Source organism: Acidovorax sp. (genome assembly GCF_046291265.1).
GTDB lineage: Bacteria > Pseudomonadota > Gammaproteobacteria > Burkholderiales > Burkholderiaceae_C > Acidovorax.
Map to the genome: position 1 here is coordinate 54,473 of NZ_JBKBTV010000023.1, position 13,455 is coordinate 67,927.

General features: G+C 61.2%; 15 protein-coding genes. 4 read left to right on the forward strand and 11 right to left on the reverse strand.

Annotation, left to right across the window (positions count from 1 at the left end):
• Window positions 1–66: 66 nt before the first annotated feature.
• The 10 genes from ACK41V_RS11160 to ACK41V_RS11205 form a co-directional block, all read right to left on the reverse strand.
• Window positions 67–1,098, reverse strand: coding sequence for a hypothetical protein (locus ACK41V_RS11160; RefSeq protein WP_409782035.1), 1,032 nt, complete (start codon window positions 1,096–1,098; stop codon window positions 67–69).
• Window positions 1,099–1,266: 168 nt separating this feature from the next.
• Window positions 1,267–1,413, reverse strand: a complete 147-nt coding sequence (locus ACK41V_RS11165; RefSeq protein ID WP_409782038.1) for a DNA adenine methylase — start codon at window positions 1,411–1,413, stop codon at window positions 1,267–1,269.
• 82 nt (window positions 1,414–1,495) lie between these two features.
• Entirely contained in the window at window positions 1,496–1,906 is a 411-nt protein-coding gene (locus tag ACK41V_RS11170; protein WP_409782040.1) for an ExbD/TolR family protein, read from the reverse strand.
• A gap of 3 nt (window positions 1,907–1,909) precedes the next feature.
• Window positions 1,910–2,632 (reverse strand): MotA/TolQ/ExbB proton channel family protein, encoded by a 723-nt coding sequence (locus ACK41V_RS11175; RefSeq protein ID WP_409782042.1) that lies wholly within the window; start codon window positions 2,630–2,632, stop codon window positions 1,910–1,912.
• A gap of 39 nt (window positions 2,633–2,671) precedes the next feature.
• Entirely contained in the window at window positions 2,672–3,361 is a 690-nt protein-coding gene (locus tag ACK41V_RS11180) for an energy transducer TonB (RefSeq protein ID WP_409782044.1), read from the reverse strand.
• 98 nt (window positions 3,362–3,459) lie between these two features.
• Entirely contained in the window at window positions 3,460–3,732 is a 273-nt protein-coding gene (locus ACK41V_RS11185) for a bacterioferritin-associated ferredoxin (RefSeq protein WP_409782046.1), read from the reverse strand.
• A 113-nt stretch (window positions 3,733–3,845) separates the two neighbouring features.
• Window positions 3,846–4,985: an alpha-hydroxy acid oxidase gene (locus tag ACK41V_RS11190; RefSeq protein WP_409782049.1), complete on the reverse strand. Its 1,140-nt coding sequence runs from the start codon at window positions 4,983–4,985 to the stop codon at window positions 3,846–3,848.
• Window positions 4,986–5,107: 122 nt separating this feature from the next.
• Window positions 5,108–5,800, reverse strand: coding sequence for a Fe2+-dependent dioxygenase (locus tag ACK41V_RS11195; protein ID WP_409782052.1), 693 nt, complete (start codon window positions 5,798–5,800; stop codon window positions 5,108–5,110).
• Window positions 5,801–5,877: 77 nt separating this feature from the next.
• Window positions 5,878–8,040: a TonB-dependent receptor gene (locus ACK41V_RS11200; protein ID WP_409782055.1), complete on the reverse strand. Its 2,163-nt coding sequence runs from the start codon at window positions 8,038–8,040 to the stop codon at window positions 5,878–5,880.
• Between the two features lie 321 nt (window positions 8,041–8,361).
• Window positions 8,362–8,694 carry an SWIB/MDM2 domain-containing protein gene (locus ACK41V_RS11205; protein WP_409782057.1) on the reverse strand — a complete coding sequence of 111 codons (333 nt, stop codon included), beginning with the start codon at window positions 8,692–8,694 and terminating at the stop codon, window positions 8,362–8,364.
• A gap of 405 nt (window positions 8,695–9,099) precedes the next feature.
• Between ACK41V_RS11205 and rraA the strand changes: the two genes are divergently transcribed.
• The gene (gene rraA, locus ACK41V_RS11210; RefSeq protein WP_409782060.1) at window positions 9,100–9,612 is read left to right on the forward strand and encodes a ribonuclease E activity regulator RraA; all 513 of its coding nucleotides are present in this window, start codon (window positions 9,100–9,102) and stop codon (window positions 9,610–9,612) included.
• 54 nt (window positions 9,613–9,666) lie between these two features.
• On the opposite strand, the gene ACK41V_RS11215 is transcribed toward rraA, so the two are convergent.
• The gene (locus ACK41V_RS11215) at window positions 9,667–10,623 is read right to left on the reverse strand and encodes a DMT family transporter (protein ID WP_409782063.1); all 957 of its coding nucleotides are present in this window, start codon (window positions 10,621–10,623) and stop codon (window positions 9,667–9,669) included.
• A 38-nt stretch (window positions 10,624–10,661) separates the two neighbouring features.
• Here ACK41V_RS11215 and ACK41V_RS11220 point away from each other — a divergent pair, with 38 nt between their 5' ends.
• The 3 genes from ACK41V_RS11220 to ACK41V_RS11230 form a co-directional block, all read left to right on the forward strand.
• Complete coding sequence (locus ACK41V_RS11220) at window positions 10,662–11,066, forward strand: gamma-glutamylcyclotransferase (protein ID WP_409782064.1); 405 nt, start codon at window positions 10,662–10,664, stop codon at window positions 11,064–11,066.
• 272 nt (window positions 11,067–11,338) lie between these two features.
• Window positions 11,339–12,670: an isocitrate lyase gene (gene aceA, locus ACK41V_RS11225; RefSeq protein ID WP_409782067.1), complete on the forward strand. Its 1,332-nt coding sequence runs from the start codon at window positions 11,339–11,341 to the stop codon at window positions 12,668–12,670.
• Between the two features lie 316 nt (window positions 12,671–12,986).
• Window positions 12,987–13,455: TGS domain-containing protein (locus tag ACK41V_RS11230; protein WP_409782069.1), on the forward strand; the 469-nt coding region annotated here is incomplete at its 3' end.

Consider the following 13,455-nt stretch of genomic DNA (forward strand, 5'->3'; position numbering starts at 1 on the left):
CTTTGGCACTGATTTACGCGGCCTCGCGAGCTAACTTCCGTCGCCTACGGCGCGCCGCAAGGGCCGCTATGCGCCGCCCAAAGCCTTGTAGAGCCAAGTCGCTACAAGAGCAGAAGTCACGGCAATCACCCATGAAGCGATTGAAGGCAAGAGCCGAAGCCAAACCGACGGAGCAGGCTTAGCAGGGAAAACCAACAGTTCTGGAATGAATCGCGTGTGAGCCCAAAGCAGAAACTGCTGTATCGCAATACAACCCACCACGAAAGCGGCGCGTTTCGAGCTAGAGGTGATTTCTGGCAGAACGATCAGCATTCCGAGAAAGATGAATGAATTCAGTCCTAGACCAAATTTCTTGTAGCTGGTGACAAGGAAGCTCTCGTATTCGCTTAGCTTCCTGGTCAACGCTTCTGAGTGCCCCACCACCCACGTCTCGCTGGCCCCTTGGACACGGACCTCATTTTTCCCAAAAGTGCCCAAATCGACGGTGACCATGCGCAAAATTCCGTGCACGTCTGGCGTCTGGATATGCAGCTTGAATCTTCGTAACGGGTTAGCCCCAGGAAGATCGGAAAGGAAGTGCTCAAGATACCGGGTGACATCGTTACCCCTGACCGAATAGGTCACGATCAAACGCCCGCCCGGGAACTCTCTGAGAATGAGATCGGTAATCTCGACTATTGATTCACGAGCGAGTCGCAGCGCTCGTAACTCATGCGTCGCGGAGAACAACTGCTCTGGCGCAGACGACGGCTGGACGGCCGTGATTTCCTGACTCTTGTCGTGTGGGAACGCTATGACGGTACCTGCCCCCCCGTTTACCGAGGACCACTCCCCTCGCAGCGTGCCGTCTGGCGCTAGCTTCGCCGAAACACTGATCTGTGAGATTCCAGGTGAAGCTGGTTCAACAGGGATGCCAAGGAGCGCTAGACCATCGGTAAATGTACCTGCCACTTCATAAACGGAGAACCCTAACTGGGCATCGTTGAAGTGCAATCGCCCCGTGCATGAGTTTCCAGCTTGATCGAATGTGAGGTTTAAGAAGAAATTACCTACATTCGTACCGTAGACCGAACCTGCCCACCGCTGACCAAGTTTCATAGCGCTTCCCATTTAACTGCCATCAGTGTAGGGCGCTCAGCTGCTTGGCAGTTACCAATCAGCAGCTTGGTTGCTGAGATGCCGTAGGTCGGCTTCACGATACGAGCGCCGAAGCTGGACTTGGCGAAGTAGAAGAACCGGGCTGCGCGCTGGATGTCCGGTGAGGTCCTAATTGATGTCGTTGATGATCTCGACCTTGCTTTCCGGTTTTTTAAAGAGCACCCAGGCCGCGCCTGCGAACACCTCGCAGTAGGTCTGGTGAATCGGCATCTTCTCGATGATCCGGCCTGCCAGCTCGGATCGCCAACGGTCCACCCAAACCCCACCCCAGAACGCGAACTGCCCGGTCAGCAGGTGGCTGGCCGGGCAGGGACGGGGTCAACCCTTGCAAGAAAGATCAGGGCGCGGGGTCGGTCACAAAACCAATCTTGCGCACGCCAGCGCGCTGGGCGGCTGCCATGGCCTGGGCCACGCGTTCGTAGCGCACTTCCTTGTCGCCGCGGATGTGCAGGTCGGGCTGGGGCTCCTTGACGGCTTCGGCCTGCAGGCGGGGCAGCAGTTCTTCGTCCGTCACTTGCGACTCGTTCCAGTAGTACTTGCCGTCTGCCGCCACGGACAGCCGCACGGTTTCGGGCTTGATGTTTTCGACCTGGTTGGTGGCGCGGGGCAGATCCACGTTCACCGAGTGTTTCATCACCGGCACGGTGATGATGAAGATGATGAGCAGTACCAGCATGACGTCGACCAGCGGCGTCATGTTGATCTCGTTCATCACCTCATCGGCATCGTCTTGGGTTCCAAAGGCCATGGCTTAACCACCCTTCTTCATCGGCAGCACCTTGCCCGGCTCGGTGCCACCGGCGTTCACCCGGGCACCGGTCACAAAGTAGGCGTGCAGGTCATGCGCAAAGCTGTTGAGGCCGCCCAGGATGGACTTGTTGCCGCGCACCAGCGCGTTGTAGCCCAGCACGGCCGGGATGGCCACGGCCAGGCCCAGGGCCGTCATGATCAGCGCTTCGCCGATGGGGCCGGCCACCTTGTCGATGGTGGACTGGCCCGAGGTGCCAATGGCCAGCAGCGCATGGTAGATGCCCCACACCGTGCCGAACAGGCCGATGAACGGCGCGGTGGAGCCCACCGAAGCCAGGATGGCCAGGCCCGATTGCAGGCGCGCGGTGAACTCGTCAATGCAGTTGCGCAGGCAGCGTGTCACCCAGTCGCTCACGTCCAGCGCGTCATGCAGATGCGCCTTGGTGTTGCGGTGGTGGGCGGTGGCTTCGCGGCCTTCCAGCGCGAGGTGGCGGAAAGGGTTGGCGGGGTCGGCACCCAGCTTGGTCAGGCCGGCAGCAAAGTCCTCGCTGTGCCAGAAGTCTTTGGCGGCACGGGCGTGTTTTTTGAACTTGATGATGTCCAGCGCCTTGATGAGGATGACGATCCACGAGGCCAGCGACATGGCCAGCAGCAGGATGGCGACGGCGCGGGTGACAAAGTCACCCTGGATCCAGACGTTGGCGATGCCGAATTGCGATTCCATGAAAAAACTCCCCTAATTGCAGTGATATGCGTGAATTGATTATTCGAGAACAAAGTTGACGGGGACCAGGTTCCACATGGTCTCTGGCACGCCATTGCGTTTACCGGCCACAAAGCGCCAGCGCATGACCGCCTCCTGGGCCTGGCGGTCCAGCCGGTCAAAACCGCTGGACTTGCTGATTTCTACTTTTTGCGGCAAACCGTCGGTGCCAATCAGCACGCGCAGCACGACCTTGCCTTGCTCGCCCATGCGTTTGCTGATGGCGGGGTAGCTGGGCTTGGGGTTGTTCAGATAGGCGGCGTCGCTGGACGGCAGCTCGATCCGCGGCGGCGCGGGTGGAGCTGGCGGGGCGGGGGCCGGAGCCGGTGGCGCGACCGGGGCCTCAATGGGCGGGGCGGGCGGTTGGGGCGTAGTGATGCCGGTGGGGGCATTGGGCGCCGGTGTCGGGTCCTGGATAGCCACGGGCATGGGCGCCGGTCGCGGCGCCACCTTGGGCGCTGGCTTTGGCGGTGGAGGTGGCGCTGGTGGCGGAGGGGTGATTTTGGGGGGCGCAGGCGGGGCGATGAACTCGCTCAGCAGCTCGGCGGGCACGATGATTTCTGCGGCTTTGCGCAAAAGCCCGGACTGCAAGGCCCAGATGCCTGCCACATGCAATGCCACCACAGAGCCCACGATCACGGCATTGCGACTGACGCCCCCAGGGGGCGCAAAACGATCAGGGTGAGACATAAAAATGATAGCTACTAGCGCTTATGGAATAAGCGCTAGAGGCCAAAAAGACCTTAATTATTTGCGGAAGATCCACCAGGCCGAGCCTGCGACGAGGATCAGGCTGCCTGCGAGTGTAGAGAGGAGTTCCATGACTTGCTTTCCAAAATGGAGCTGGCAAGCTGGATCGTTTGCGGCGCGGCCTCATTGCGCAGGGCGGCCACCGGGTGCGATGCACTGCACTGCGCGACCACGTCGCGGGCGCAGCTTTCGCAGCACCCGCATTGGGTGGCCACGCCCAGTTCGAACTGGATTTCGTCAAAGCTCATGCCAGCGCGGGCATGGCGTGCAATCTCACGGTCAGAAATCCGGCGGCAAACGCAGACGATCATGGCGGCAGGCAGTGTGGCTGGCTGTTGAAGGAATGAAGTGCATTATAAATACGAATCTCTCGCATTTGCAATAAATCATTCCTCCCAGCAGGGAGAAAGACTGCAACGGGACGTCAAGGCCGCTGGAAATGCGCGGGTTCCATGTCCAGCAGCGCGGGCGACGCATCGGCCAGGGTGGCGCAACCGGTGAGCGCCATGGCGATCTCCAGTTCGTCCCGCAAAAGCCGCAGCACATGGGCGACGCCCGCCGCACCGGCATTGGCCAGGCCCCACACCGCAGGCCGACCCACCAGCACGGCCGACGCACCCAGCGCCATGGCCTTGAGCACGTCAGTGCCGCGGCGGATGCCGCCGTCGACCAGCACCGGCACCGCACCCGCCACGGCATCTGCCACACGCGGCAGCACCCTGGCGGTGCTGGGGCTGGTATCCAGCGTGCGGCCGCCGTGGTTGGACACAATGAGACCCGCCACACCCAAAGACACCGCGTGGCGCGCGTCGGCCGGATGCATCACCCCCTTGAGCAGCAGTGGCAACCGGGTGATGGACTGCAACCAGGCAATGTCGTCCCAGGTCGGGGCATGCGAAAGAAGCCCGTCAAACAGGGCGCTCTGGCCGGGCTGCAATGGGGGCGATGCGGGCGCTGGCAGGCCAGCAAGGTTGACCGGGCCGATTCCGGGCGGCAGCCTGAACCCGGCGCGCCGCTCGCGGTCGCGCACGCCGCTGGTGGGTGCGTCCACGGTCAGCACCAGGGCCTCATAGCCGGCAGATTCGGCGCGCTGTACCAGTGCCTGCGTAAAACCGCGGTCGTGCTGCAGGTACAGCTGAAACCACAAGGGGCCCCGCCCCGGGTCGGGTTGCACCGCCTGCGCCACCGCCTCCAGCGACACGCTGGCCTGTGTGCTGAGCACAATGCCCGCGCCCAGAGCGGCGGCGGCGTATGCCATGGCCACTTCGCCGTCGGGATGGGCCAAGCGCTGAAAGGCGACGGGCGCCAGCAGGATGGGATGCGCCAGCGTGCGGCCCAGTAGGTCCACCCGGGTGTGGCCGCCTGCCAGCGGCTGCAGCACCCGGGGCCACAGGGGCAGGGCGTCCCAGGCGTTGCGGTTGGCGCGCAGGGTGATCTCGTCGCCCGCACCCCCGCTGAAGTAGGCCCAGGCGTTGTCGTCCAGATGCTGGCGCGCGTGTTGTTCGTGATCGGCCAGGGTGACGATGTCCGGCGGGAGATTTTGCCGTGCGGGAATGTGGGTCATACAAGCAAAAACAGCACCTGACGCTTATTCAGTAAGCGCAAGGTGCTATTGAAAATGAGCGATTCGCGTGAGGTACTTCGGCATCGGATCATGGGGTGAGGGGTTGATCATGCCGGTGGCACTCAGACATCGGCCCACATGCGCAGCAGGTTGTGGTATGTGCCCGATAGCGCAATGACCGAGGGTTCTTGTTCGCCATGCGCCTGGCGCAGCTTGAGCAGCGACATGTCCATGTCAAACAGCAGCTGGCGCTGCTCCAGCCCGCGCACCATGCTTTCTACCCAGAAGAAACTGCTGATGCGGTGGCCGCGCGTGACCGGTGCCACCTGGTGCACCGTGCTGCTGGGGTACAGGACCATGTCGCCCGCTGGCAGCTTGATGCGTTTTTCGCCCAGCGCGTCGGAGATGAGCAGCTCACCGCCGTCATAGTCTTCAGGCGGGGTCAGGAACAGCGTGCAGGACAGGTCGCTGCGCACCCAGCAGTTGTCTGCCTTGGAGTGCATGACGGCGCTGTCTACATGGTTGCCGTAATAGTTGGAGCCATCGCCGTATTTGTTGAACAGCGGGTTGTAGATGCGGCGTGGCAAGGCCCCCGAAAAGAACAGGGCGTTGCGGTGGAGTGCCGCTTTCACCATGCCCTGCAATTGCGCAGAAAGATCACTGCCTTGCGCGAGCTGCAGGTTGTTCTTCTGGTGCACCGCTTGCCCACCCGCACTGCGGGCGCCATCCACCCAGGGGGCGTTGGTCGCCCAGAGCTTTTGCCGAAAAAGGGCAACCTCTTCGGCCGTCAATACGTCTTTGATGTGCAGGAACATGGTGCCGATTGTGACTCCGCCCCAATGAAGGGGCGGAGTCGTTTCGTCAGAACATCAGCGCGTCAGCGCATCGAAGGTCAGAAGCGCGTCTTCAGCGACACCTGCACGGAACGTGCCGTGCCCGGTGTGTAGAAGCCGCGGTACAGGCCGTCCGCATACGTGCGGTCAAACAGGTTGTTGACGTTGAGCTTCAGCGTGGTCTTGTCGTCGAAAGCGTACTCGACCATGGCGTCCATCACCGCAAAGCCGCTGGCGTACACAGCACGCGAGCCTTCGGGGTTTTGCTTGCTGCGGTAGGTCACGCCTGCGCCCATACGCACCTTGGAGGTGACGGCGTACGTCGTCCACACGCTGCCGCTGTGCTTGGGCGTCAGGCCTGGGCGGTCGCCCTGCACCTGTGCGCCGCCGCCATTGGCGGGGAGAACCACATTGCTGCTGTCGATCTTGGCCGAAGGGATCCAGGTGTGGTTGGCGAACAGCTCCCACTTGGGCGTCAGGCGGCCTGCCAGGTTGAATTCCATGCCAGTAGCGTGGCGCTTGCCGGACAGCAGCTCTTGTGCAGCGGCAGTGTCGGGGTCGGTGTTGCGCTCGTTGTACTTCTGGCTGTAGAACGCAGCCACGCCGAGCAGTGCGCGGCGCTCGAACAGCTCGAACTTGCCGCCGATCTCGATGTTGCGGCTCTTTTCGGGGTCGGTGTTAGCCGAGCGGGATGTGGTGGCACCGGGGTTGCCGAACTGGTAGGTGTCGCCCGAGGTGTTGTACGAAGTGCCGTACGACACGTAGTACGAGGTCAGCTCGGTGGGTTGGAACAGCAGGCCCACGCGCGGGCTGACCAGACTGTCGGAGCGGGAGTTGCTCAGCGCACCGGTGGCGTTCTTGTAAGAAGCCTTGAAGTTGTCGTAGCGCAGGCCGCCCACCAGCTTCAGGGTGTCGTTGATCGACATGGTGTCCTGCAGGTACAGGCCCAGGTTGCGCGAGGTGAAGGTGTTCCACTGCACCGGTGCGCGGCCATCGGCCACCCACGCGCCATCGTTGGGCGAACCTACGGTGGTGTTGGGGCGCGGCGTGGTGTTGGCGTAGTTCTGGTTGCGCTTGGCATCGTCGTCGTAGTAGTCGACGCCTGCCAGCACCGCGTGCTTCTTGCCACCCCAGTTGAAGGTGTTGTTGTAGTCGCTTTGCACCTGCAGCACTTCGCTTTCACCCAGACGGCCCTTGGAGCCACGGGTCAGCGCGGTGTTGCCGTTGATCTGGTCGAGCGTGATGGCACCGTTCTGGAAACCAATGGTGCTGGCCAGCAGGTCGCGCTCGTAATTGCCGTAGCGCAGACGGGTGGTCAGCTCGCCGTTGTCGTCAAAGCGGTGGATGTGGCCCAGCGTGACGTACTGCGACGTGGTGTTGTTGTGGTCGCTGGCCAGACCGTAGTAGTTGCGGGCGTCCAAGGGCGTGTTGATCTTGCCGTCGACCACGCGCCAGGGGTGGTTGTACAACGGGCGGCCCTTGGATTCGAGGTAGTACAGCCCGATCGAGAACTCGTCGCGCGTGCCGATGCCCCAGGCGAACGTGGGTGCAATGCCGCGCTTGTCCTGCTTGGCGCCGTAGTTGTCGTACTCCTGGACCATGGCGTTCAGGCGGAAGGCCGCGTTTTCGCCGGTCTTGAAGTTGAAGTCGCCCGTGGCGCGGTGGAACTGGCCCGTGCCGAAGGTGTAGCCGGCTTCGTGCTGGTCGATCAGCAGCGGGTATTTGTTGACCTGGTTGACGATGCCGCCGGTGGAGCCCTTGCCGAACAGCATGGACGCCGAGCCCTTGAGCACTTCGATGCGGTCGTTGTTGAACGTGTCGCGCTCGATCAGCGGAGCGTCCTTCATGCCGTCCACATAGATGTCACCGGCCAGGCCCAGCGAGAAGCCGCGCATGCGCACGTCTTCTTCGCCCGTTTCGCCGGACTGGAAGGTCACGCCCGCCGTGGTGCGCAGCACCTCGCGGAAGTCGTCCTGGTTGCGGTCGTTCATGAGCTTTTCGGTGAACACCGTCACGGACTGGGGGATGTCCTTGATGTCCTGGTTGCCCTTGCCGACGGTGGTCTTCTTGAGCAGCAGGGTGTCCTTGCCTTGCACTTCGGCCGCTTCTTGCACCGTCACGGTGGACAGGGTGGCTTCCTTGGTGCCGGTCTGCGCCATGGCGCCCATGGAGGCAGCCAGCATCAGGGCGCCCAGCGGCAGCAGCGCTTTTTCGGACGACATGGCGCGAGCGGGCGCGGGCGCGAGGGAAGCAGAAGAACTTTGAGCGCGCAGCACGGAGCTGCGGCGCTGAGCGCGTGATTTTGCCAAGATGGCCTCCGTCAATGGGTGTGTGCGAGTGGCGCGCGGGGCGCCAAGAGCGGGTGAGAAGCAGTGGCCAGGTCAACACATGGCTGTGCTTCATCGTGCTGCGCAATGTTACATCGAATGCGGGTCATTCTCATTTGTATTGATGCGGCGGCACCACACATTCCGAGCGGTACAGGCGAAAAAAAACCGGCTGAGCCGGTTCTTTTTCGCAGCAAGTGCAGAGCGTCGTGCGTCTTATTTGACGTGCTTGCCGATCAGGCCGGCCAGTTCAAACATCGACACCTGGGGCTTGCCGAACAGCTCCTTGAGCTTGGCGTCTGCATTGATGTTGCGCTTGTTCGCTGCATCCTGCAGGTTGTTGGCCTTGATGTAGACCCACAGCTTGCTGATGATCTCCGTGCGCGGCAGCGGAGCCGAGCCCACCACAGCGGCCAGCGCGGGGCTGGGTGTGAGCGCCTTCATGAAGGCGGCGTTGGGGGTGCGCTTCTTGGCCGGTGCAGCAGCCTTGGTGGCGGGCGCCTTGGCTGCCGTTGCTGTCTTTGCCGGAGCTTTTTTTGCAGTTGCCATGTTGGGTGTTCCTTGTTGGAAGTAGATTTTTTGTACCAGCGAAAACGAGGCTGTCTCTCTGGCAGGCCGATGCTACTGGGAAAAAAACGCGTTTCCAAGGGAGAAACGGCTTTTTTTGCCTCGATTTGTAGCTGTGGAGCCGCGCGGCACGCCCCAAGTCGCCCAGGAGCCGCGCCCGTCTTGACAAATCATGTGCGGAGGCGCTGCATTTTGGCGTCTCAGGGGGCATTGCAGGTTTTCTGGCTGTGCGCTGGCGTGCTGACCTGGTTTTTGTGCCGTCGACCTGCAGCGCTGCGCAACAATCACATAACAGGCGGCTGCCCCCGTTCATGGGGCTTGCCGCGGCTCGCTGGCTTCTGCTTTTATGTTCATCCTCGTTTTTCATCCTCTGAAAGGCCCTGTGCAATGACCTCCACGCCTCTTCCCGCGTTCAGCACCTGCGATTTTTGCGACACCCACAAGGGGGATGTCAGTGGCGCGTTTCGTGTCATGCCTCCGGTGTTTCAGTCGTTTGGCGGTGTCGCCAGCTTTGCAGGCCCGATCAGCACGGTGAAATGCTACGAGGACAACACCCTGGTAAAGGCTGCGGTGGATTCCCCCGGAGAGGGCCGTGTGCTGGTGGTGGACGGTGGCGCATCACTGCGCCGCGCGCTGGTGGGTGGCAACCTGGCGGCGGCCGCTGCGCGCAACGGTTGGGCCGGCATTGTGGTGGACGGGTGCGTGCGCGACGTGGCCGAGCTCAACGCCGCTGCGGTCGGCATCCGCGCATTGGCGCTGATGCCGTTGCCGACCGAAAAGCGCAACGAGGGCCAGTGCGATGTGGCGGTGCAGATCCAGGGCGTGTGGGTGCGCCCAGGGGATTGGCTGTACGCCGATGCGGACGGAATCGTGGTGAGTGCGCAGGCGCTGTCCGCGTAAGCTGGCGGGGTCGAGTGCCCCAAAGAGGCTGTGCTTTGCCTTTAACTTTTGGGGTCAGCCCGCGCGGTTCTTTCGGCCCACACGCATAGCAGCGCGTGAGGGCAGGGTGGCCAGCAACACGCTGGCCAGGGCAATGGCAAACGCCACCAACTGCATGGCGGTGAGGGATTCGCCCAGCAGCAGCACGCCCACCAGCGCCGCGCTCACGGGCAACATGACCGAGAAAACCCCGCCTTGGGCGGCGGGGACGGCCTTGAGCCCGGTCATCCACAGCCAGACTGTCCACATGCAGGCCGCCATTGCATAGAAAAGTAGCAGCAGCCAGGTGCTCCAGCCGACCGCGGCAAAGTCAAAATCCAGCGCCAGATACAGCCCGAACGGTGTGGTCAGCACAAAGCCCCATAGGTTGATGAGCGAGGTGATGCGTTTGGGTCCCAGGCTTCCGGTGAGCTTCTTGCCAATCACGGTGTAGGCGGCTTCGCAGATCACGGCGCCCACCAGCAGCAATTGACCGAGCCACGCCAAGTTTTGAGTGTTTTTGGCACCTAGCGCTTGTCCAGCATGCGCTATATGCTCTGGTTTTGATAGTGAGAACAAGGCAACGCCACCCACAGCGCACACCACGGCAGCCCATGTGCGCGGGGCCACCCGCTCGCGCAGAAACGCCCAGCCCATCAAGGCGACTGCTGCCGGGATGGCTGCCATGGTGACACCGGCTGATACCGCATCGGTCAGGCTTACGCCGTAGATCATGCAGATGGTGAACAGAAAGTTGCCCAGAAACGATTCCAGAAACAGCAAGCGTTTGGTTTGCGGCGTGAGGGGTGGTTCGTCTACCGGTTTTTTCAGCCAATGGAGCATGGCCAGCCCCCCAATGCCAAACCGCATCCATGCCAGCAGAAACACAGGCAGCACTGCCGCCAGCGGCTTGGAGAGCGCGACGTAGCAACCCACGAGTGACATGCTGAGCGCGAGGCACGCATAGGCGAAGAGGCGGTTCGGCGGTTTCACTAGACTGGGCGCTGGTCAACAAAAAAAGAGTGCGCATCATGCCCGATGAATCCCAGCTCCCTCAGTCGCCGCGCTGTGTGTTTGTGTACGGCACCTTGCGCCAGGGCTGCAGCAACGACATCACGCGGCTACAGCCTGCTGCGCGTTTTGTGGGGCTGGCGCAGGTCGCGGGCATTCTTTATCACCTGGGGCCTTATCCCGGTATCACGCTGGGCGGCGACCAGTGGGTGCAGGGCGAGGTGTATGCCATTGACCCGGCACTGGAGGCCGTTCTGGATGGCATTGAAGATCTTGGAAAGAACCCCACGGATGAGTACAGCAAACGCGAAGTGATGGTGGATGTGCAAGGGCATGCCACGCCGTGCCTCGTGTATGAAATCAACCCCCGATATGTGGTGTCTGCGGAGCGCATTGCGCATGGAGACTGGGTGAAGGCGGGGTAGGCGGCGCTGTCTGCATTTATTTCTCACAATACAAAAACTGATTTTTGCAATGCGGAATGCGATAGATGTTGCATTGCCGCATTTTTTCTCGATATGAGAAATCAATTTCTGTATTGAGAAATTGCGTGGTTAAGTGCTTGTTTTGAAAGGAGAAAATTTATCTCTTCTATAAGACATAAGAGCTTGTGCAACTCTTATAGAAGACTTAAAGTTATCCCCAAGGGCGGCACACAAGCAGCCCGGCGTTTTCAACCAACCTCTGGAGTGATCCCATGCCCCAATCTCTCAACGAACAACTGAGCCGTGAACAGCAAATTGCCGCCCTGGAAAAAGACTGGGCGCAGAACCCCCGCTGGAAAGGTGTGAAGCGCGGTTATTCCGCAGCGGACGTGGTGCGCCTGCGCGGCTCGCTGCCGATTGAGCACACCTTGGCCAAGCGCGGCGCTGAAAAGCTGTGGGACAAGATCAACGGCGGCTCCAAGAAGGGCTACGTGAACGCGTTCGGCGCCATCTCTGCTGGCCAAGCCATGCAGCAAGCCAAGGCAGGCCTGGAAGCCGTGTACCTGTCGGGCTGGCAAGTCGCCGCGGACGGCAACACGTCGGAAACCATGTACCCCGACCAGTCGCTGTACGCCTACGACTCGGTGCCCACCATGGTTCGCCGCATCAACAACACCTTCAAGCGCGCTGACGAAATTCAGTGGGGCCGTGGCATCAACCCCGGCGATAAGGAATTCATCGACTACTTCCTGCCCATCGTGGCCGATGCAGAAGCCGGTTTCGGCGGCGTGCTGAACGCTTTCGAACTGATGAAGAACATGATCCAGTCGGGCGCTGCAGGCGTTCACTTTGAAGACCAGCTGGCTGCCGTGAAGAAGTGCGGCCACATGGGCGGCAAGGTGTTGGTTCCTACACAAGAAGCCTGCGAAAAGCTGATCTCCGCACGTTTTGCGGCCGATGTGATGGGCGTGTCCACCATCGTGCTGGCCCGTACTGATGCAGAAGCCGCCAACCTGATCACGTCGGACCACGATGCCAACGACAAGCCTTTCCTGACCGGCGAGCGCACCCAAGAAGGTTTCTATCGCGTGAAGAACGGCCTGGAACAAGCCATCAGCCGCGGCGTGGCCTACGCCCCCTACGCCGATCTGGTGTGGTGCGAAACCGGCGTGCCAGACATTGGCTTTGCCCGTGAGTTCGCCCAGGCTGTGCACGCTGCCTGCCCCGGCAAGCTGCTGTCGTACAACTGCTCGCCTTCCTTCAACTGGAAGAAGAACCTCAACGACACACAGATCGCTTCGTTTCAGGAAGACCTGTCGGCACTGGGCTACAAGTACCAGTTCATCACACTGGCCGGTATCCACATCAACTGGTTCAACACCTTCCAGTTCGCCCACGCATACGCCAATGGCGAAGGCATGAAGCACTACGTGAACATGGTGCAAGAGCCAGAATTTGCAGCACGCGACAAGGGCTATACCTTCGTCTCGCACCAGCAGGAAGTGGGCGCAGGCTACTTCGACGACGTGACCACGGTGATCCAGGGTGGTTCGTCCAGCGTGAAGGCCCTGACGGGTTCGACCGAAGAAGAGCAGTTCCACTGATCTGAGTGACTTTTGCGCCGCTTGGGTGTGGCGCAAAATCCACCGGATGAAAGCCCGAAGCCGTCGCTTCGGGCTTTTTTGTTGGCGGCAAGGTTAAAATGCGAACAAATTCACTGCACAAGAGCGAGAAAGGCAATCTGGTTATGACACCGCGAACTACATCGGAGATGTTGACCGGCCGCTAAGGCTGGATGTTCGCGCCGGCACGAGATTGCAAACACCTCCAGAAAGCGCGGACCTGTTCCGCGCTTTTTTGTTTCTGGGCCTGGCGCGTGCCCGCATCCCTTGCACTGATTGAAAAGAAAGAGTTACTCCCATGATTCACATCACGCTCCCCGACGGTTCGCAGCGCGAGTTCCCAGGCCCTGTCACCGTGGCTGAAGTGGCCGCCTCTATCGGCTCGGGCCTGGCCAAGGCGGCACTGGCCGGCAAGATAGACGGCAAGGTGGTGGACACCAGCTACCAGATCATGGCAGACAGCCCGCTGTCCATCATCACAGCCAAGGATGCGGAGGGTCTGGATGTGATTCGCCACTCCACCGCCCACTTGCTGGCCTACGCGGTCAAAGAGCTTTTTCCTGAGGCGCAGGTGACGATTGGCCCGGTCATTGAAAACGGGTTTTTCTACGACTTTGCCTACAAGCGTCCGTTCACGCCTGACGACTTGGTGGCGATTGAAAAGCGCATGTCCGAGCTGGCCGCGAAAGACGAGCGCGTGGAGCGCCGTGTGTTGCCGCGCGACGAGGCGGTGGCGTACTTCAAGGGGTTGGGGGAGCACTACAAAG

Coding starts and splice junctions, on each gene's coding strand:
- ACK41V_RS11220 (WP_409782064.1), top strand. CDS start 10,662: ATGCCCGATGAATCCCAGCTCCCTCAGTCGCCGCGCTGTGTGTTTGTG.
- ACK41V_RS11175 (WP_409782042.1), bottom strand. CDS start 2,632: ATGGAATCGCAATTCGGCATCGCCAACGTCTGGATCCAGGGTGACTTT.
- ACK41V_RS11170 (WP_409782040.1), bottom strand. CDS start 1,906: ATGGCCTTTGGAACCCAAGACGATGCCGATGAGGTGATGAACGAGATC.
- ACK41V_RS11180 (WP_409782044.1), bottom strand. CDS start 3,361: ATGTCTCACCCTGATCGTTTTGCGCCCCCTGGGGGCGTCAGTCGCAAT.
- aceA (WP_409782067.1), top strand. CDS start 11,339: ATGCCCCAATCTCTCAACGAACAACTGAGCCGTGAACAGCAAATTGCC.
- ACK41V_RS11185 (WP_409782046.1), bottom strand. CDS start 3,732: ATGATCGTCTGCGTTTGCCGCCGGATTTCTGACCGTGAGATTGCACGC.
- ACK41V_RS11160 (WP_409782035.1), bottom strand. CDS start 1,098: ATGAAACTTGGTCAGCGGTGGGCAGGTTCGGTCTACGGTACGAATGTA.
- ACK41V_RS11195 (WP_409782052.1), bottom strand. CDS start 5,800: ATGTTCCTGCACATCAAAGACGTATTGACGGCCGAAGAGGTTGCCCTT.
- ACK41V_RS11205 (WP_409782057.1), bottom strand. CDS start 8,694: ATGGCAACTGCAAAAAAAGCTCCGGCAAAGACAGCAACGGCAGCCAAG.
- ACK41V_RS11190 (WP_409782049.1), bottom strand. CDS start 4,985: ATGACCCACATTCCCGCACGGCAAAATCTCCCGCCGGACATCGTCACC.
- ACK41V_RS11200 (WP_409782055.1), bottom strand. CDS start 8,040: ATGTCGTCCGAAAAAGCGCTGCTGCCGCTGGGCGCCCTGATGCTGGCT.
- rraA (WP_409782060.1), top strand. CDS start 9,100: ATGACCTCCACGCCTCTTCCCGCGTTCAGCACCTGCGATTTTTGCGAC.